The 18,697-nt window shown below is 57.3% G+C and carries 16 protein-coding genes; 8 read left to right on the top strand and 8 right to left on the bottom strand.

Features of this window, described 5'->3' with window-relative positions:
• Nucleotides 1–234: 234 nt before the first annotated feature.
• From M8T91_RS02735 to radA, 4 genes are all read right to left on the bottom strand, one after another.
• Nucleotides 235–1,038: an ABC transporter ATP-binding protein gene (locus M8T91_RS02735; protein WP_301416577.1), complete on the bottom strand. Its 804-nt coding sequence runs from the start codon at nucleotides 1,036–1,038 to the stop codon at nucleotides 235–237.
• A complete protein-coding gene (locus tag M8T91_RS02730; protein ID WP_301416576.1) occupies nucleotides 1,029–2,000 on the bottom strand; it encodes a FecCD family ABC transporter permease in 972 nt (323 codons plus the stop codon). Before M8T91_RS02730 ends, M8T91_RS02735 begins: the two co-directional genes overlap by 10 nt.
• Nucleotides 2,001–2,007: 7 nt before the next feature.
• Nucleotides 2,008–2,808, bottom strand: a complete 801-nt coding sequence (locus M8T91_RS02725; RefSeq protein WP_301416574.1) for an ABC transporter substrate-binding protein — start codon at nucleotides 2,806–2,808, stop codon at nucleotides 2,008–2,010.
• Nucleotides 2,809–2,877: 69 nt separating this feature from the next.
• Nucleotides 2,878–4,272 (bottom strand): DNA repair protein RadA, encoded by a 1,395-nt coding sequence (radA, locus tag M8T91_RS02720; protein WP_301416572.1) that lies wholly within the window; start codon nucleotides 4,270–4,272, stop codon nucleotides 2,878–2,880.
• A gap of 264 nt (nucleotides 4,273–4,536) precedes the next feature.
• Between radA and M8T91_RS02715 the strand changes: the two genes are divergently transcribed.
• The 6 genes from M8T91_RS02715 (at nucleotide 4,537) to M8T91_RS02695 (ending at nucleotide 8,934) form a co-directional block, all read left to right on the top strand.
• Nucleotides 4,537–4,980: a pseudoazurin gene (locus tag M8T91_RS02715; protein WP_301416569.1), complete on the top strand. Its 444-nt coding sequence runs from the start codon at nucleotides 4,537–4,539 to the stop codon at nucleotides 4,978–4,980.
• Between the two features lie 13 nt (nucleotides 4,981–4,993).
• Nucleotides 4,994–5,791 (top strand): oxygen-binding di-iron domain-containing protein, encoded by a 798-nt coding sequence (locus tag M8T91_RS02710; RefSeq protein WP_301416567.1) that lies wholly within the window; start codon nucleotides 4,994–4,996, stop codon nucleotides 5,789–5,791.
• 762 nt (nucleotides 5,792–6,553) lie between these two features.
• Nucleotides 6,554–7,072, top strand: coding sequence for a SpoIIAA family protein (locus tag M8T91_RS02705; protein WP_301416565.1), 519 nt, complete (start codon nucleotides 6,554–6,556; stop codon nucleotides 7,070–7,072).
• Nucleotides 7,073–7,333: 261 nt separating this feature from the next.
• Nucleotides 7,334–7,495, top strand: a complete 162-nt coding sequence (locus M8T91_RS18825; RefSeq protein ID WP_367317754.1) for a ClbS/DfsB family four-helix bundle protein — start codon at nucleotides 7,334–7,336, stop codon at nucleotides 7,493–7,495.
• A 234-nt stretch (nucleotides 7,496–7,729) separates the two neighbouring features.
• Nucleotides 7,730–8,062: a DUF4156 domain-containing protein gene (locus M8T91_RS02700; RefSeq protein WP_301416563.1), complete on the top strand. Its 333-nt coding sequence runs from the start codon at nucleotides 7,730–7,732 to the stop codon at nucleotides 8,060–8,062.
• Nucleotides 8,063–8,418: 356 nt separating this feature from the next.
• A complete protein-coding gene (locus M8T91_RS02695) occupies nucleotides 8,419–8,934 on the top strand; it encodes a hypothetical protein (RefSeq protein WP_301416561.1) in 516 nt (171 codons plus the stop codon).
• A gap of 125 nt (nucleotides 8,935–9,059) precedes the next feature.
• Here the strand turns inward: M8T91_RS02695 and M8T91_RS02690 are convergent, their stop codons facing one another.
• Both M8T91_RS02690 and M8T91_RS02685 read right to left on the bottom strand, forming a co-directional pair.
• Nucleotides 9,060–9,431 carry a cupredoxin domain-containing protein gene (locus tag M8T91_RS02690; protein WP_301416559.1) on the bottom strand — a complete coding sequence of 124 codons (372 nt, stop codon included), beginning with the start codon at nucleotides 9,429–9,431 and terminating at the stop codon, nucleotides 9,060–9,062.
• The gene (locus tag M8T91_RS02685; RefSeq protein ID WP_301416557.1) at nucleotides 9,431–11,674 is read right to left on the bottom strand and encodes a heavy metal translocating P-type ATPase; all 2,244 of its coding nucleotides are present in this window, start codon (nucleotides 11,672–11,674) and stop codon (nucleotides 9,431–9,433) included. The genes M8T91_RS02690 and M8T91_RS02685 overlap by 1 nt, the downstream gene beginning before the upstream one ends.
• A gap of 196 nt (nucleotides 11,675–11,870) precedes the next feature.
• On the opposite strand from M8T91_RS02685, the gene M8T91_RS02680 reads away from it, so the two are divergent.
• Both M8T91_RS02680 and M8T91_RS02675 read left to right on the top strand, forming a co-directional pair.
• On the top strand, nucleotides 11,871–13,244 hold the full coding sequence (locus tag M8T91_RS02680; RefSeq protein WP_301416556.1) for a DnaT-like ssDNA-binding domain-containing protein: 1,374 nt from the start codon (nucleotides 11,871–11,873) through the stop codon (nucleotides 13,242–13,244).
• On the top strand, nucleotides 13,156–13,821 hold the full coding sequence (locus M8T91_RS02675) for a replication protein P (RefSeq protein WP_301416555.1): 666 nt from the start codon (nucleotides 13,156–13,158) through the stop codon (nucleotides 13,819–13,821). The genes M8T91_RS02680 and M8T91_RS02675 overlap by 89 nt, the downstream gene beginning before the upstream one ends.
• 151 nt (nucleotides 13,822–13,972) lie before the next feature.
• Here M8T91_RS02675 and M8T91_RS02670 read toward each other — a convergent pair whose 3' ends face one another.
• A complete protein-coding gene (locus M8T91_RS02670; RefSeq protein ID WP_301416554.1) occupies nucleotides 13,973–15,913 on the bottom strand; it encodes a phytase in 1,941 nt (646 codons plus the stop codon).
• 153 nt (nucleotides 15,914–16,066) lie between these two features.
• Entirely contained in the window at nucleotides 16,067–18,682 is a 2,616-nt protein-coding gene (locus M8T91_RS02665; protein WP_301416553.1) for a TonB-dependent receptor, read from the bottom strand.
• Nucleotides 18,683–18,697: the final 15 nt, after the last annotated feature.

Here is an 18,697-nt window from a genome sequence, read left to right as displayed (position 1 = left end):
AGTGCGCTGTGCACATACCGAGCGGCAAATACGCAAAGCAACAGATTGGTTCAGTATGACCCTGCCGCTTTGCACGAGTGGCCCTGTATCGGATGAGAAATCAGTGTCATCATTGAGCTTGGTAGATGGGTTTTCCCGCCAGAACTGAGGTAGAGAAAAGCGCGCAGGAACAATGATCGGCTTTGCCTGGCTTCCTGTGTTTTTGGAGTTGGCATCCAGCGCTGCCGCGCCTACTTATTTTTCCAATAGATCCAGCGGCACAAAATCGGCAATGCCATCACGCCAGCGAAACTCTGAACTGACCCCATAAGCATCGCCAATCTGTGCCGGGGTAAAAACTTCCCGCGGTGCGCCCTGTGCCAATAACCTGCCATCCTGCATCAATACAATACGGTCGCAAAAGCGCGCCGCCAGGCTGAGATCGTGCAGCGCCAGCACCAGCGTTTTACCACCATCTGCAAGGGCGCGGAAATGCTGCATCAGTTGCAACTGGTGGCGGATATCCAGTGCTGTCGTGGGCTCGTCAGCAATCAACAGGGGCGCCTGGCCCACCAACAGGCGGGCCAGCTGCACCCGGCGCAACTCCCCACCGGACAGCTGGGTCACCGGGCGCTCGGCAAAGTCCAGGGCATCCACAAGCAACAGCGCCTGCCGTACCCGCCATTCCCGATCCCGTGGGCGCCCCCAGGGCAACAGCCCCAGTGCCACCATATCCGCAGCACCCAGGCTCCAGGCGGGAGTTTCTGATTGCGGCAGGTAGGCGCCCAGGCGCGCCCGTTCAGTTGCCGAAAACCCTTTGGCAGAGCGCCCGTTCAACTCGATATGTCCGGCGCTGGGAGACAACACACCGGAGAGACACTGCAGCAGGCTGCTTTTACCAGCGCCATTGGGGCCTACCACCGCGGTCAGCTCACGGGGCCTAAACGCGCAGCTGATCTCCGTCAGAACCCGCTTGCGACCGCGCCTGAGCCCAAGCCCCCGACAGGTAATCTCGAGGGGTTCCCCCCGGTTTGAGGCGGCCCCGGTATTCACAGCCATTGCTCCCTGCGCGCACGGACAATCAGCCAGAAAAAGAAAGGCGCACCGATAAAGGCGGTGACTGCGCCAATTCTCAGTTCCTGTGCACCGACAAATTGGATCACCAGGATATCCGCCAGCAACAGCAGCAGCGCCCCGGCCAGTGCGCTGGCCCACAACAGCCGCGCGGGGTCCTGACGCACCAGCGGGCGCACCAGGTGCGGTACCACCAGACCGATAAACCCGATGGTGCCGGCCACTGCCACGGCGGCGCCCACCGCGCTGGCAATCCCAAATAAGATCAGCAGGGGGTAGGCGCGACTCTGAAAGCCCAGGGATGCGGCGCTGTCTTCACCCAGCGCCAGGGCGCGCAGGTAATTGCGCGCAAGGAACAGGCAGACAGCGCCCACCAGTAAAAACGGCAGTGCCAGCCGTAGCTGATCCCAGCCGCGGTTGGCCAGCGAGCCCATCAGCCAGAAAACCACTTCCTGCATCGCGAACAGACTCGGTGCATAGTTCAGGGCCAGGGCGATCAGCGCAGATAAAAATGCATTGATCGCCACCCCCGCCAGTACCAGCCGCCCGGCGCTGGCGCCGTGCCCGGCCAGCAACCACACCGCGCCCACTGCGGTGAAAGCCCCAGCGATGGCCAAAGCCGGCAGTAACCAGCCGGATAGCGAGGCGACGCCGTAATAGAGCAGCAATACCGCCGCCAAGGCTGCGCCACTGGAAACACCGAGCAGGGCCGGTTCCGCCAGCGGGTTGCGCAGCATACCCTGCATGGCGGCGCCCCCCATACCGAGCGCCGCACCCACCAGTACCGCAAGCAGCGCCCGCGGCAGGCGCAGCTGCCACAAAATCACTGCGTCACTGCTCTCGTCTCGCCAGCCCAGGGCCGCCGCCTTGAACAGATCCACAGATACCGGACCACTGGCCAAAGCTCCCAGCAATGCCAGGGGCAGCGCGGCAATTAATAGCGACATTGCAACTTTACGGTGCTTCAACAAGGCTTTTTCTCTTATTCATTAACTGCTGCAACGTATCTACCACCGCCAGTACCGGGCACAGGCTCAACTGCGAGGGCAGGGTGTAGGTGCGGCCGCTGTCGATATAGCGCTGCAAAACCGGGTGGCGCGCTGCCAGGTAGGCCAGTGCGAAATCCTGTTCGCTACCGTAAAACACCAGCAGGTCCGGCTGCAGGGCGATCACTTCCTCCAGGCTGATGCGGCCCAGCTGGTTGACCCCCTGCCTGGCGGCGAGATTGGCAAATCCCGCACGCTCCAACAGCTGGTGTTCCAGCATGCCGCTGCCATAGGTGATGTTGTTGGCGGAGAGAATCACGGCGCTGGCACGGCGCTTCGGCACGGGCTGAGCCAGCAATGTCTGCAGTGCACGCTTCTCTTTTTGCAAAGGTACCAGCGGGCCCAATATGTTTTCCAGTGCCTGCAGCTGTTGCTGCAACTGCTGCAGGCTGTAGGCATCGGGAATGGTGACCACATGCATGCCCAGATCTCGCAGCCGCCGCGCTGCGCGTTGGGCGCCATACTGCCCCACCAAGACCAGATCCGGCTGTAACGGCAGCAATTCCTCGGCGCGGGCGCGATTCAACTGTATGTGCTGCGGTATCGGCCGCGAGCGGTATTGCGCGGCGCCGGACAGCCAGGTGAGAGAAACGATATCCCCAGGCGCCACCCAGTTCAGCAGCACCTGGTCCAGACACAGATTCAAGGAGGCGATGCGCTCGTAGGCTACCGTCTTGCCGCAAACCAGCACGGCGAGTAAGAACAGCATCGAACGGCAACAGCAAAAAAACTTTGCGGGAAAACGCAGCTCCCGTGCACAAAACATCGTCGTATCGCCTCAGCGCATATCGATGGCCGCAAGTGCTTCTGCCAGGGTTTTCACCGGCTGCATCTCCATGCCCTCGATATCATTTTTAAGGCGGTTGGCAGCGGGCACAATGGCCTTGCGAAAACCGTGCTTGGCGGCCTCGCGCAAACGCTCCTGACCGGAGGGCACCGGGCGGATTTCTCCGGACAGGCCCACCTCACCGAACACCATCAGGTCCCTCGGCAGGGGATGGTTGCGAAAGCTGGAAACCACCGCCAGTAGCAGGGTCAGGTCGGCACTCGTCTCTACAACCTTGACGCCACCCACCACATTGATAAACACATCCTGGTCCCCCACCAGCACCCCGCCGTGGCGGTGCAGTACGGCCAGCAGCATATTCAGGCGATTCTGGTCCAACCCTACCGCCACCCGGCGCGGGTTGCCCAGGCTGCTGTCATCCACCAGCGCCTGCAATTCCACCAACAGGGGGCGGGTGCCCTCCCACACGGCGGTCACCACCGAACCAGCCGCCACCTCCTCGGCGCGCTGCAGGAAAATGGCAGAGGGATTGGAAACCTCTTTCAAGCCTTGTTCGGTCATGGCAAACACCCCGAGTTCATTCACTGCCCCAAAGCGGTTTTTATGGGCGCGCAGGGTGCGAAAGCGGGAATCGTGGCTGCCTTCAAGCAGGATGGAGCAGTCGATGATATGCTCCAGCACCTTGGGGCCCGCCAGGCTGCCATCTTTGGTGACATGGCCCACCAGAATCAACGCGGTACCGGTCTGTTTGGCAAAGCGGGTAAGGAAAGCTGCACTTTCGCGCACCTGGGCCACGGACCCCGGTGCCGATTGCACCTCGCTCATGTGCATCACCTGGATCGAATCCACCACCATCACCCGTGGAATGACGGTCTTGGCCACATGGCAGATTCGCTCAACATCGGTCTCGCTGAGCACCTGCAGGGCATCCGTGGGCAGCCCCAGGCGATTGGCGCGCATCGCCACCTGCTGCAGGGATTCCTCACCGGTGATATACAGCGCGGGCATGGCCGCGGCCAGGTGACACAGGGTTTGCAGCAGCACCGTGGATTTACCCGCGCCCGGATGTCCGCCGATCAATACCACCGAGCCGGGCACCAGGCCGCCACCCAGCACCCGGTCCAGCTCCGACGCAGAGGTGGGGATACGCGGTAATTCACTCAGGTCGATTTCCGCGAGTTTCTGCACCTTGCCGCTACCGGCAGCTCCGGCATAACCGCTCTGGGTATCGGTAAAATCGGCCGCCCGACTGTCTCGATACCCCGGCCCCGGGCGCACTTCTGACAGGCTGTTCCAGCTACCACAGCCACTGCACTGCCCTGTCCACTTGGTGTAATCGGCCCCACAGTCATTGCACACATAGGCAGTTTTGCGTTTTGTGGCCAAAGTGTTCTCCCGAAAAGTCGCCCATCAGTTATTTGGCGCACAGTTTACCTCGGACAGGCCACACCTGGGCAGGGCTTGCGCTCAGGAATACTGCACTGCCAAACAATGCTTCCAATGGCAGGTTTTCCCTTATTCCGGGGACTCCACAGGATTGATCCAGATCAATTCGCCGTATTTTCAGCGAGATACTATCCGCCGCGGTCCGTAGCTGCGAGTGGGTGGGTACAGGCAAAACACCGGCAAATTATCAAACAGGAAGTCAATATGTCGTCCATTTCTCTTCGCAGTGCGATATTGGCACTGACTTTCGCTTCAACCTCCGCCCTGGCTGCGAATCACCAGATCCAGATGCTGAATCAGGGCAAAGACGGCATGATGGCTTTTGAACCCGCTTTCCTGGCCGTTGCCCCAGGTGACACCATCACCTTCCTGCCCACCGATATGGCCCATAACACCCACTCGGTATTCTCACCGGTAAACGGGACCAGCTGGAATGGCAGCATGGGCGAGAAAGTGACAGTCACGCTCGATGAAGAGGGCATCTACCTGTACCAGTGTGACCCCCACCTGGCACTCGGAATGGTAGGTGTCATCCAGGTGGGCAATGCCGGCAACCTGGAGGGCGCCAAACAGCATGCTCAAGCCATGAGCGAACACATTGCCGTCAACAAAACGCGGCTGGAACAATACCTCAACCAGGTGAACTAAGCGGAGCCGCGGTGTGGATATTCTATTTGAACAGGGTAATCACCTGGTTGCGCGGTTCTGCGATCTCGTTAAAGCACAACACGGCAGCGATGGCATTCAGGCCAATCAATTCGTGATCCGTCGCGGCACCAAAGGCGCACTGATCGACCCCGGCGGCGATCTTACCTACACACACCTGACGATCGAACTCAGTCGTCACCTGAACCTGAGCGACCTGGAATATATCCTGGCCTCGCACCAGGACCCGGATATTATCGCCTCCCTGCCCCGCTGGATGCTCCACTCCCGCTGTAAAGTGGCCGTATCGAAACTGTGGTCGCGCTTCCTGCCGCACCTGGTTTCCGGTTTTGTGGCCTCCCGTGCCGGCAGCGAGAGATGGCATGATCGCATAGTGCCACTGGATGACCGGGGACAGGTACTGACCTTTGCCGGTAGTGAAATCTGGGCCCTGCCCGCCCACTTTCTGCACTCCTGCGGCAACTTCAGCTTTTATGATCCGGTGAGCCAAATCCTTTTTTCCGGAGATATCGGCGCCTCACTGGGGGGGGAAGAGGGAGAGGTGACCGACTTTGACACCCAGGTACAGTTCATGGAGGGCTTCCATCGGCGTTATATGGGCGGCAATCGGGCCTGCCGCCTGTGGGTGCAGATGGTGCGCGAATTAAACCCCGCAATTATCGTCCCGCAACACGGTGGCTATTTCGTTTCAGAGGCGGTGAAGAAGCGCTTCCTGGACTGGTTTGAGCGGCTGGAGTGCGGGCCGGATCTGCTGCGCCACCAGGACTTCCAGCTGCCGATGAGCAAGGCCTGATTGAGACAATCAACAGTGCACCCGCACGCTTATGGGATGCAAAGTCGCTGTTGTGTCGATCCATCCTGCCCGGCGCTCAACTGGCTCTTCCTTGGCACGGGACAGCCTCTACTTCACAGCGATTTACCCAAACCGCTGAAAGGAAGTGGCTTTGGCTGGTTGGTTGGTTGGGCGGCCCCTTTTCTACCGGAATCACACGCTGATGTGCACTGATTCCACCCATGCACTACAGATCAAGCTGTGGCAGCAGCGTCCGAATCGGACATTGACATCCCCCGGCCGGGTTTACCCCCGTTGATCAGCTATTCACAACCTGGCGTTACCGCACTGACACCACATGAACACAGTGCCGCTCGAGAGGTACCAGACGACCGGAGTTTTCTGCCTGTAGAAACTGATCCAAACAACCTCCTGTGTGCAGAATTCACCACCCCGAAAAGTATGATGCCCATCATGTCTCGGGATGTGCCTGTTGGCTGAATAGCCGCACACAATAGCTGCGAGGGCTCTCATCTACACTATGCAAGGACACCTAACGTACCCCAAGGGGCTTCAATGGCTGAACAAGCCACGGTGAACGTGTTGCAATGTGCCTGTAAGCGGCCATTACTATCATCATGTTTCCGGAAAATATTTCCGCGCGCTGAAATCTTGGAGGCTAGGGCAATCAGCTTCTGAGTGCGCAAGATCGATCAAGCGCAAAAAATGCTGTAAGGTGACAGGGCTTTCCTTTGAAAGATCGAGCCTAGAAAACTGCAATTTATGATGACAGTTATTTTTAATAAAGCTAGAATGTACGAATTGCACACTCTCTTCACAGGCGACCAAAGCTGTAAAATGGCAGGAATAAACTGTTCCACCCGCCCTGCAGACTTCACACTTAAACAAAAGGAGCTATCAATGGAATCCAGACGGCACGGGCTATCCATCGGCATTGAAAGAACGGGAGAGCTTTTTTTCCTGTCCTTAAAAGCTCAGGGAAAACTGACCCACCAGGATTATGAAACCATAACCCCAATGATTGATTCAGCCCTGAAAGAGGTCAAAGACCCCAAAGTCAAAGTCTTCCTTGATGGCACAGAGCTCGAGGGCTGGGAGCCAAGAGCGGCATGGGATGATTTCAAGTTGGGACTCAAACACGGCAATGAATTTCAAAAAATCGCCATTTATGGAAATAAAAAATGGCAGGAGGTCGCGGCGAAACTAAGCCACTGGTTTATCTCAGGTGAGGCGAAATATTTTGAGGATGAGAGCGAAGCCATGCGTTGGCTGAGCGAATAATATAGCCAAAGTATTGACGTCAAGCCCCGCTTGACGTCACCCTTTCTGCACCCGATTGATACCCACCAGTCTCCCGATACCGGCCATATTTTCCATACCCGTCAATAAGCAGGCGTTACAGGATTCCACCCAACCTATCTATGACAAGCCAGGTGCTGAGCAAAAGCCATTTCCGATGACGATTCTCGCAAAATTGGTGTCGAGGGAAATGTAAAAAGCCCTGGAAGCAGCTTGTGAGATACCCTTGAACTCTCTTATTCACTGGGAAAACAGGTCTTAAAGTGGCACAAACAAACTTCTACCGGCAAACCGGTTGCGCTGCCAGTGACGGGATACAAATGGAATCAACAGGAAAGCTCACTATCAGGGTTGTCTTGGCGGGTCCTCTCAATACAGTTCAAGTCACATCCCGAGAAATTTTAACCCCGGTTAGCTTATTGACTGACAGGAAGCTTTATAGTAATAATTGCTGTAGAAAGTTTACCTTTGGAAGGTTGATTCATCCAACAACATTTCACCAATACGGAACCTACGCGCCAAAGATAGAACATTTAAAAGAAAAACAAGTTCATGTAAAAAACCCTGAGCCAGCACAGGCAAAATGCACCACTGTCTCTGGCATTACCCCATAGAAATAACACCTTCCTGGAATCCTTCATGAAAAAAGCCTGCCTGCTTGCTACATTTTATTTCTTGATATCCTGCGCCTCTACCGAGTTGATTTCCGGTGCCGAACAAGTGCGCTTTACCAAAAGCATACCCGATGCGGATGAATACGAATATATTACTGATGTGTCCTGCAGTTATACGGGGAGCTTCAGCTCAATTTTGGAGATTATTAAAAGCTGCCGCAACGACATGAAAAATCAGGCTGCCCAGCAATCCGGCACCCTGGTATTTATTGAAAATGAGCAAATGGGATCAGGGAGTTGCTTAAAATGCATCTACATGGTTGGATCAGCGTACAGGAAAAAGCAACCCGGTCTCTAGCGATAAAACTCGTCAAGGTGTTCTTTCGGCAGTCAAAAAACTCAACAGCATTCTGACATAAAGCCTGCGGATATTCACCGAGCGAACCAGCGCTCAGGAGAAGATCAGTAAAAAACGACTCACCTGTGCAAGCCCGGCAAGGTGAGTGGGCTTCTGAATGGTAACCGTTAAATCAAACAGTTATACTCAAAGCCGGCCAGGGACAGCTGAAAGCGGCGAGGATGGCCCAATTAAAAAAACCTCAATCCCTAAAGGCACTCCAGGCGGTCTCTGACCGGACCTGCTCACTGCCAGGCGGCAGCGTGGTTTTATTGCCGGAACACTGCCGTGTACTCTGAAAGCTTGGGAAAGAAGATATGCAATTGACTCAACCGCGTTTCGCGCTGAAGCTCCTGCTGTCAGCTTTTTTTCTGACCCCCGACTCCGCGCTTACGAACACTGAAGAGGGGTATATTGCCGGTCATGGCGCCTTAGAGGTTTTTAATGCCCCGGGATTTATGCTGACCCCGACATGGGTACAGGTCTGGGTGTGCTTTCTGGCAATCACATTTATTGTAGGATTCTACTACGCCAGGAAACATCCGCTGGCCAGGTGGACCTCGGGTGGTTTTATCCTGTCAACGGCAGGCGGGTCTATGTCTTTTGCGCTGTTGGGACTGCCTTTCCTGGGCGGCTCCATCGCAATAATGCATATTCTCTGCTGGTTGCCGGGGCTGGTGCTTCTACTCATACACCGGCCATTTCTGGATACCAAGGAACCGGCCGGATTCCGAATCTGGGCGGGCACAATCACCGGAGTCATCCTGTTTTCTTTTATCTTTGATATCAGGGATGCAGCGATTTATATCGGTCATCTCAATGGTACGGGTTGAAAAATCCACACTCGGGATTCTTTAAAGAAACGGACAATATCGGCCCGCTCAATATCCTTTACAAGCGTTAGTTAGGGTCACTTTAAACTGGGCAATAATTTCACCGCGACAGATTACAAAGCGTATTAAGGCTCCACCACCAGTACCCCCCGGTACATTTGCATCTGGCAGGTAAAAGGATACTCACCCGGCGCACTCACTGGAATTTCTACGATAGTCTCCTTGTTGAGAGCCAGTTCCGCGCTGATTTCCAGGTCCGGGAAAAGCACCCACTCTGAACAGGGGCTGGGATCTTTGCGATAAAAATGCAAGGTGGTGGGGCGGTCTGCGGGTATACGGATACGATCCGGTTCATAGACACCGTCTTTGACCAGAATACACAGTTTCCCACCCCCGGCGACCCCTTTGCCCGCTTTATACTTTGGGCCCAGCCAGAACCACCAGATAATCCAGGCAATCAGCAAAAGGCCCGTGGCATTTACCAATAATACTTCCATCAATGTGGCTCCGAGGGTTTGAACAGGCGCAATCGATTGGCGTTTGTGACCACTGTGAGGGACGACAATGCCATCGCGGCTCCGGCAACGATCGGGCTGAGAAGCATGCCGGTGAGCGGATAAATAATACCGGCGGCAACGGGGATGCCGAGGGTATTATAAATAAATGCCCCAAACAGGTTCTGCTTGATATTGCGCAGAGTTGCTCGCGAGAGTTCCACGGCATTGGCCACCCCGTGCAGGGAAGAGCGCATCAGGGTGACATCGGCACTTTCGATGGCCACGTCGGTGCCGGCACCAATTGCAAAACCCACATCGGCGCGGGCCAGGGCCGGGGCATCGTTAATGCCGTCTCCCACCATCCCCACGCGGTCGCCGCCCTGTTGCAGCTGCGCAACAATCCGCTCCTTGTCTTCAGGCAAAAGCTCCGCATGCACCTTGTTAATTTTCAGGCGTTTGGCGACAGCCTCGGCACTGGCCCGGTTGTCACCGGTCAACATTTCGATACGCAGGCCCAGTCTGCGCAGGCGCCCGATGGCTGCCTCGGCATCGTCCCGGACGGGATCGGCAACGGCGACCACCCCCTTCAACTCACCGTCCACGGCCGCGTATATAATGCTGCGCCCGCCCTCTGCCAACTGGTCGGCGCGGGCCTGCCAGGTGCCCATGGGAATGTTTTCCCGCTGTATTAATTTGGTGTTGCCCAGCACTACACGCCTGCCCGCAACGGTGCCGCTGACCCCATGGGCAGTGATTGCTTCGAAATCACTCAGTGGTTGCAGATCCAGCTTTCTCTTGTGGGCTTCACTGACGATGGCTTCTGCCAGAGGATGCTCAGAGCCCTGTTCCAGGCTTGCGAGCCACTGCAACAGGGCATCGCTGTCACCATCCGTCTCGATATCGGTCAGGCGGGGCGATCCCTCGGTAAGGGTTCCGGTTTTATCCACAACCAGCACATCCAGGTTGCAGGATTGCTGCAGCGCCTTGCCATTGCGGACCAGCACACCGTATTCGGCCCCCTTGCCCACCCCCACCATAACCGACATCGGTGTGGCCAGCCCGAGCGCGCAGGGGCAGGCGATGATGAGCACAGAGGTGAGCACCACCAGCATATGTGCGGCGCGGGGTTCGGGGCCCGCATTGAACCAGATCAGTGCCGCCAGCACGGCGATCACCATGACAACCGGTACAAAGATCGCAGAAATCTTATCCGCCAGACGTGCAATGGGGACCCGGGAACCCTGGGCATTTTTGACCATCTCAATAATCTGCGCGAGACGGGTCTCGTCGCCGACCTTATCCGCGCGAAACAGCAGGCTGCCGTTCTTGTTCAGGGTGCCCGCTACCAGGCTGTCGCCGGTGCTTTTCTTTTCCGGCACCGGTTCCCCGGTGAGCATGGACTCGTCTACCCGGCTGCTTCCCTCGATCACCTCACCATCCACCGGGATTTTTTCCCCGGGGCGCACACGCAACCGGTCCCCCACCTGTACCTGCTCAATAGGAATATCCACCTCTTTGCCGTCGCGCAATACCCGCGCCGAGGTGTCCTGCAGTTGCAGTAACTTTTCCACCGCCGCATTGGTGCGCCCACGGGCCCGTACTTCCAGGGCCTGCCCAAGGCTGATCAGGCCGATAATCATGGCACTGGCTTCAAAGTACACGTGGCGCGCCGACTCCGGCAGTAACTGGGGCAACACGACCACCCCCATGGAAAACAGCCAGGCCACACCGGTACCGAGCGCCACCAGAGTGTCCATTGTGGCACTGTGGTGGCGCAGCGCCTTCCAGGCACCACTGAAAAAATGCCCGCCACAAACAATCAGCACCGCCAGAGTGATCAGCCCTATTGCACCCCAGACAAGCTGATCTGTGAGGGTGTTCACCGATACCTTGTCGGTAATCAAACCCCAGGCCATGAGTGGCACACCCACAAGCAGGGCAAAAGCTGAGCGCCACAAAAGCTGGTGGTAGTGGAGCATCTCATCCTTGTGCTGTTGGGCGCGCAGCTCACGCTCGCTCTGTTTTGCAACCCCGGCGTCATAACCCGCCGAACGCACCGCCTCTATGCATGCCTGGGCCTCGGCTTCACCGCACACGGTCAGTGTCTTTCCGGCAAGGTTGACACGGGCATCGCGCACTCCCTGCACCCGCTGCAGGGCAGTTTCAATTTTGTGCACACAGCCGGCACACGTGACGCCATACAGGCGGAAGACTCTTGGTGCTGGCTGTTGCTCTTTGGTCATATTGCGCTCCCGCCTGATCGTTTCCCGCGACAACCCGGTATCCTCACCCTTTGCGCAAAGTGCCCTCTGCACCAGGGTTTTAGGTGCGTCGCTTCAAGCAACTTGGTCAGGCCCCGGAAAGCCCACTGAATTGCCCGGTTAATGGTAACACTGTGACCTCGCCCATAGTCAGCTTAGTGACTGCAGCAACTCTTCCGTGCCAGAACTACAGACCCGCCGCAATCGCTGCGCAAGCCCATCGCCGGAGTGTTATTATCACGCCATGAGACACCCCCTGCTCCCGGAAAGACCCCTATGTATCTCCCCCGCCCTGGCGGCTACTGTCGGCCTCGAGGAAGCGGTATTGCTCACTGCGCTCAGCGACCTGCTGCCCTTCCTGCCCCAACAACCTCACGGGGGGCGGGACTGGTATACGGCAGAGGGAGAACAACTGTACCTGCTGGTCCCCTTCTGGCAGGCGGCGGATATCCAGCGGGTGGCCACCAGCCTGCGCAACCAGGGGGCCCTGCTACTGGGCGCGGCCCCCTTCGGCAGCAGCGAGATCCTCAAGTTTGCCCTGCCCACAGAACAGAATCGCCCCGCCCCGGCGCCACAGATACCCGCCAACCGCAGTGCCAACACCATTGCGCCCAACTGGCAACCCGATGCAGAGACCCTGTTGCGCATCGGCCAGTTGGGGATTCCGGAGCACTTTGTGCGGGAACAATTACCGGAATTCGTCACTTACTGGCGCGAACGGGGCGAGTCCCGGCACTCTTTCGGCGCCCTTTTCCTGCGCCACATCAAGGGGAAGTGGGAGACCTTCCGCGCTACCGCCCAGCGCAAGCGGGCCCTGCCCGACAGCTGGCAGCCAAATAGCGACACCCTGCGCAAATTGGCCGATGAAGGTGTCCCCAGCACCTTTGTCAACCGCGCTCTGCAACGTTTTCTGGATTACCACCGCTCCAGCGGCAAGCAATCCATTTCCTGGGACCTGGAATTCAATGACTGGGTCATGGAAGACTGGGAGAAACAGGAAACACCATTTATCGAAAAGCGCAAACCCACCGCCATGTGCCGCGACTGGCAACCCAGCGAGCACACCTGGGAGCAACTGCAGCGCCTGGCCATCAATCCGCGTTTCTGCGCAGAATTACTGCCGGAATTTATCTATCAGTGGCTGGAGCGCGGCGGACACAGCGCGCGCTGGGGCGAATTGTTTATTGAATACGCCCGCGAGGAATGGGCCTATTACTGCCAGGGTATCGATAAGAATCCCGTCGCCAAACCCATTGCGCGCAACTGGCAGCCAGGGGACGACTGCCTCAATCACCTGGTGAACCAGTGCGAGATAGAGCGCGACTTCGCCCTGTCCCTGGTTGCGGAATTTATTATTTACTGGCGCGGCCAGAACGCCGCGCGCAAGAGCTGGGACGCCGTCTTTGTGCGTCACGCACGCCACCAATGGGCGGAGCGCAACAAGTTGGCAATTGGAGACTCCTATGGCAAGCGGCAAGACCCCCACAACAGCGCAAACCAGCGCACCCGCGACCGCCCAATCGGCGACATCCTCACAGACACAAACTGGTGATACCGGGGACCAGCTACTGCTGAATGAAAAGAAGCGTGCGATCAACGAGGTTTTCGCACTCTTCAAGCTGAACTACCACAACCAGTTCAGCGCGGCGTTTCCTGATACCGAAACGCTGCACCACGCCAAGCGCCTGTGGCTGGAAGCGCTCGCCGCCTTTGCCCCCCAGAAGATTATGCAGGGCGCGAAACGCGCTATTCTTCACAGTGAGTACCTTCCCACAATACACAAAATGCTGCTGCTGTGTACCGCTGGAGAAAGCGGATTTCCGGATACCCGCGCCGCCTATCGCGAAGCCTGCAACGCACCCAGCCCGAAAACCAACCACACCTGGAGCCACCCGGCGGTGTATTATGCAGGGCGCGAGGCCAATTGGTTTTTCCTCGCCAACAATCCGGAGTCAGTGGCCTATCCGGTCTTTGCCGACCACTACCGCAAACTCTGTGCGCGGGTACTGGAAGGGGAAAAGCTCACCACCCCGGAGCCCCTGAAGCTGGAACAGAACCCCGGCAAGCCACTGTCGAAACGGCAGAATGCCCGCAAGCTGGCCGAGCTGCGCAGGGAACTCGGGCTTTAACCCCCTTGCTCCGCGCCATCGGTGAAGCTGCCGGCCTGTACTTTTGCGGTACCCCGGGAACAGACAGACGCGACGGTTCAAACAGCCCTGAAGACGCACTGGCCTACACCGCACCCGGGCACTGCAGAGCAATACGGTAGGGTAACCGGCTTCAGTGTTCGGAATCTGGCAGCTCGAGCGCTTTACGAATATCCTGCCAGGATACCAGTTTGAAATTCTGAGCCGCATCGGGCATACGGTTACGGCCGTCCTGAACAACCAACAACCCCTGGGGATATTCGGCACCCAGATTGGCGCTGGTCACTGCCAGGCCATCGGTTTCCGAGCTGGCATCGACACCGGCATGGAGATTCAGGCCCAGGCGGAAATTGCCAATAAACGCACTGCCATCGCGACTGTACAGTGCATAGCTGTCATTGCCCTGGCTGGAAACAACCAGGTAGCCGCTATCGCCCGCCCGGTATAATCCCAGGCCCTCTACATCGGCAACCAGGTGTTCACCGTCCGCTTCCGCCACCAACTGCGGTGGCGCACCACCGGCATCAAAGGCGCCCAGGTCCAGCCGCCATACCCCGAGGTCCTCCTCGCCAAAAAACAACCGTGCGTTTTCGTCGTCCACCACGCAGCCTTCCACCTGGCTGCCTACCTCCAGTCGAGCAATCTCGTGCAGTTGCCAGTTTCGACCTGTATCGGGCACCTGGATCTTCATCTGGTGCAGGGCTCCCGCTTTATCGGAAACCCAGGCCAGGAGATCATTGCCATCCCGATAAAGACAGAGGCCATAGGGATCCTGCAGGGTGACTGTGCGCAGACCCAGGTGTTCCACCTGCCCGTCTCTGCCAATGGCGAACAGATCGACGCCCGGTGTTGAGCGGTTGGATGCCGCGGCGAGGGCACGATAGTGGGGGTGCCTGATAGCGCGTATATCCACGTTGTTCACGCGCCCTACGGCAAAGTGCTGAACAAGCCCACCGGATAAATCGTAGACATTCAAGCCCCTTTTTTTATCGGTGCCAAAAATCAGGCTGTTTTCCGGCGCTTCGGGGTTGACCCAGATTGCCGGATCATCGGCGGCATCACCGGCGGATACCACGGGCTGTGTCTGGGCCCGAGCGGGAATACGCGCAACGGCAGCACTGGTTTCCGAGGGCGCATCCTGCAGCCCCGATAGCGGCGGCGATACATCAAAATACAACAGGGCATCGCGGTCGCTGTCCAGCGCCAGCAGTGATCCATCCAACAGCGCCGGAGAAATCGGGTTGTGTGGTTGCGCAATGCGGAGACGCCACTGGGGTCCGCCTTGCGCGGCCTGCAGGGCGTAGCGCTGCAATTGATCTCCTGCAGCCAGCCACACATGGCTGCCGGCAGGCTCTACCCACAAGCCGCCAAACGCCTCACCAAGCTGCGCCGCCGTGATCAATAACTTGCGCTCCTCATCCTTTTCAGCATCGGCATTCAGGGTGATCACCCCAAGGGGAGGCTGGGATACCAGTAAGCGCTGGGTAACCAGATCCACCGCGCAGGCATTGACCTGCTCACCGAAGTACAGAGGGCGCACCTCAATGAATTTCCACTCTCGGGCACCGGGCTTGATCAGGTACTCGTGCCCAAGACCGTCTTCTCCGATCGCGAACAGATGGGTGTGATTGTTCTGGCGGGAAAAACACAGAGCACCTTGCGGGGACAAGCCAGAGCGGCCGCCCAGGTATTGGATCTCCGGGCCTTCGCCGGGGGAGGGCTGGCGTATCCTGTACAGCCTTATTTGTGCCTGTGCATCGCTGTAGGCGGCCACCAGTACACTGCCATCTGCTTGTTCCTGTGCGGCCAGTTGTTCCAGGCTGCCCGCTTGTACCGCCAGGGTATCGCCACGTCCATCCAACAGCAGCAGCCCACGGCGCTCACTGGCCAAGAGCAGGCGTTGCCGGCCGTCAAGCCATACCGGCACCATCTGCTCCGCCTCAATCGCACCGAGCGCAATTTCCTGCCTCGGCAGCTTTTTCTCCCCCTGAAAAGGGGTTTCGGGTGTACCGTCACAACCGCTCAAAAGGGCGCTCAGCAGTATACCTGCAGTACAAAAACACGTTCTTTTCATATCAGACATCAAATTAATAAAAGCGAAACAATAAAATTCCAACCGGCTCTCCTACACAAGCCGGCTTCAAGCCCTGGTGATCGCTGAGATCGCCAGCAAAAATGCACCGGGACCTAAAACGACTGGCGGGCAGAGCCCAAATTCCCAGTTGGATCAATAAAAACCGCGATAGCTGAGACCCAGGGCATAGGTGGGGCCGTACTCTTCATACTGCCCGTTGAAACCACCACTGTGCACATAATAGGGTTCATCGGTGAGATTCACCCCGGTGAAAGTCAGCTGCAAGCCATTTTCGAAACGATAGCGGGCGGAGAAATCCAGCTGCAGGTGATCGTCCTCATAGCGATCACCGGCTGCATCTTCAAGATCCACTTCCAACAGGCGTTCTCCGCGGAAAGCGGCGGACAAACGCAGACTGAATGCATCGCGCTCGTAGCCCACAACAAAATTACCCACCACATCTGCCTGGGATGGCAGGGAGATGCTGTCACTGCGCTGTCTGTCTGCCCCCAGGCCGAGGCGCGCGTGAGAATCCGTTAAGGTAGCGTTGGCCCGCAGCAAAAAGCCACTGTCAAAGCCCCTGGTCCAGGCCAGCTCAACACCGCCGATGCGGGCGCTGTCGCCATTGATGGGCTGCAGAACTTCCGCTTCCTCCACCGGCAGGGTCCCCACATACTGGCTGAAATCCGCCGTGCTGGACACATCGGACAGGACAATAAAATGGTCTATTTGCTTGTGAAACAGACCTACGGAAAACATGCCCAACTGATCGGCGTAGTACTCGGCGGAGAAATCCAGATTGCGGGATTGGTAAGGTTGCAGGCCGGGATTGCCCGCTTCCACCTTCAACTCACCCTCATCGTACTCGATTTCGGCTGGGGAGGGGTTCAGGTAGCCAAACGAGGGCCGCGACAGCGACTCGCTATAAGCCGCGCGAAGAACGATATTGTCGTTGTAATCGAACCTGAAATTGACACTGGGGAAAAACAATCCGTAATCGCGCCGGTAATCGACCGCACTGGCATACACCCCTTCAGCGATAGGCTCGGCCTGGGGAATGGGCTCCTCCGACTCGACCACCCGCACACCTTCGGCAGTGAAGTCTGTATACTCATAACGCACTCCGAAAACCCATTGGGATCGCTGCAAATCCACCGTATTCATGACATAGAGCGCACTGATATCCTCCCACATGGTGTAATCGCGTGCAGAAGACAACGCAGTTTCGGCTTCATCCAGCGCAAAGTCGGCGAGATTGTTGTTGATAAAACGATTGAGGCTGCCGGCATTGATGCCCGGACCAAATGTATCCAGATGGTAATCAATGTTGTTGCGGGCAAAGTCAGCCAGGGTGTAATCGCCTGCGAAACCTTCGTAAATAGTTGCGTTCAAATCCCCTTGTTTTTTCCGCTGGCGCTCGTGCAGGCCAAATTGTATGGTGGACGGATTACCGGCCCATTCAAATTCGCGACTAAAATCCAGGCGCAGGCTCAGTTCTCCGTCCTCGGTGTCATTGTCCTCAATGACCAGTTCATCCAACTGGTAGCTGGCCGGGTCCAACACTTTTTCCAGCCCTTTACTGTCCACGGCCATACGCGGGGTTTTACCGGCTTCCACGTACCCCAGACGCAAGGGCTCCAGAACGAAAGTGGTATCGCGGCGATGGGGTTCGGTTTCCTCTGCGTGAGAGTACCCCAGGGCAAAAGAGAAATTCCAAAGGTCAAAATAGTGTTCACCACCGAAAACCACAGAGAGAATTTCCTGTTGTTCCCGACGATCCTTGAGGGATTTTTCCAGCGCTGCCTCTTCCCACTCTGCCGAATTATCCGAGATACTTTCCGGCACATCCCGTTGCGCATCCAGTTTCCAGGAATTGCGCTGGCGAATCTCTTCATCTGCAAAGTCTGAATAGAGGCTGTGCAGGTAGAGGCTGGCATCGCTGCCGAGATCCAAATCAAAATTGGCCGCAATGCCGGTACGTTCACGTGTGATAGTGTAATCGCGCTGTTCAATCTCTCTGGCACCAATCCCGGTGCTGCCGTCCACGGCGGTAAAATGCTCCCAGCGACCATCGGTTTCGATATTCTCCGAACCGAAATGGCGTTTCTGATGACTGGCGGCCAGGGCCACACCCAATCTCCTGTCACCAGACAAGGCAAATACATGGGTCATGCTCGCGGCAAGTTTGGGACTGTTTTCTTCCTGAAGACTGCTGTAGCTGTTCTCTGCACTGAATTTGTATTGGCTGTCATCGTAATCCAGGGCATTGAGGCTCTTGATTTCGATGGCCCCTCCAATCGAATCGGCGCTCATATCCGGGGTCAGGGTCTTGAAGACTTCCAGGCTGGCGAGCAGATCCGAGGGGATAACATCCAGGGCCACCGCACGACTGTCCGTTTCTGGTGCCGGCAGGCTTATCCCATTGATCGTCGAGGCATTCAGGTTGGGGTCTATTCCGCGCACACCCACAAAGCGCCCTTCGCCTTGGTCGCGGGCAATAAACACGCCGGGCATTCTCTGCAGTGCCTCGGTCACATTGGCATCCGGCAGTTCCCCGATCGCATCGGAGGTCTGTACCGCCACCACTTTGTTGGCGTTGCGCTGGCGCTCCAGATCACTGCGTGCATTGCTGGCCTGGGCGGTGACCACTACCGTCTCCATGGCCTGTGGCCCGTCTTGCTGCGCAACCGCACCTGTTGTATGCATGGCCACAGCGAGCGCCATCAAAGGCATATCCAGCCGCCGCAAACACTGGCTGTTATCTTTCATCACATCCCCACTCCC

Origin of the sequence: Microbulbifer sp. MI-G (genome assembly GCF_030440425.1) — a bacterium.
Classification (GTDB): domain Bacteria; phylum Pseudomonadota; class Gammaproteobacteria; order Pseudomonadales; family Cellvibrionaceae; genus Microbulbifer; species Microbulbifer spongiae.
Note: the sequence above shows the minus strand (reverse complement) of the source record. Positions and strands in the feature narration are given on the sequence as shown.

What these genes read in the sequence shown, in the direction of transcription:
- M8T91_RS02705 (WP_301416565.1), top strand. Translation starts at nt 6,554, where the DNA reads ATGATGACAGTTATTTTTAATAAAGCTAGAATGTACGAATTGCACACT.
- M8T91_RS02685 (WP_301416557.1), bottom strand. Translation starts at nt 11,674, where the DNA reads ATGACCAAAGAGCAACAGCCAGCACCAAGAGTCTTCCGCCTGTATGGC.
- M8T91_RS02690 (WP_301416559.1), bottom strand. Translation starts at nt 9,431, where the DNA reads ATGGAAGTATTATTGGTAAATGCCACGGGCCTTTTGCTGATTGCCTGG.
- M8T91_RS02695 (WP_301416561.1), top strand. Translation starts at nt 8,419, where the DNA reads ATGCAATTGACTCAACCGCGTTTCGCGCTGAAGCTCCTGCTGTCAGCT.
- M8T91_RS02735 (WP_301416577.1), bottom strand. Translation starts at nt 1,038, where the DNA reads ATGGCTGTGAATACCGGGGCCGCCTCAAACCGGGGGGAACCCCTCGAG.
- M8T91_RS02700 (WP_301416563.1), top strand. Translation starts at nt 7,730, where the DNA reads ATGAAAAAAGCCTGCCTGCTTGCTACATTTTATTTCTTGATATCCTGC.
- M8T91_RS02665 (WP_301416553.1), bottom strand. Translation starts at nt 18,682, where the DNA reads ATGAAAGATAACAGCCAGTGTTTGCGGCGGCTGGATATGCCTTTGATG.
- M8T91_RS02675 (WP_301416555.1), top strand. Translation starts at nt 13,156, where the DNA reads ATGGCAAGCGGCAAGACCCCCACAACAGCGCAAACCAGCGCACCCGCG.
- M8T91_RS02715 (WP_301416569.1), top strand. Translation starts at nt 4,537, where the DNA reads ATGTCGTCCATTTCTCTTCGCAGTGCGATATTGGCACTGACTTTCGCT.
- M8T91_RS02730 (WP_301416576.1), bottom strand. Translation starts at nt 2,000, where the DNA reads ATGTCGCTATTAATTGCCGCGCTGCCCCTGGCATTGCTGGGAGCTTTG.
- M8T91_RS02670 (WP_301416554.1), bottom strand. Translation starts at nt 15,913, where the DNA reads ATGAAAAGAACGTGTTTTTGTACTGCAGGTATACTGCTGAGCGCCCTT.
- M8T91_RS02725 (WP_301416574.1), bottom strand. Translation starts at nt 2,808, where the DNA reads ATGCTGTTCTTACTCGCCGTGCTGGTTTGCGGCAAGACGGTAGCCTAC.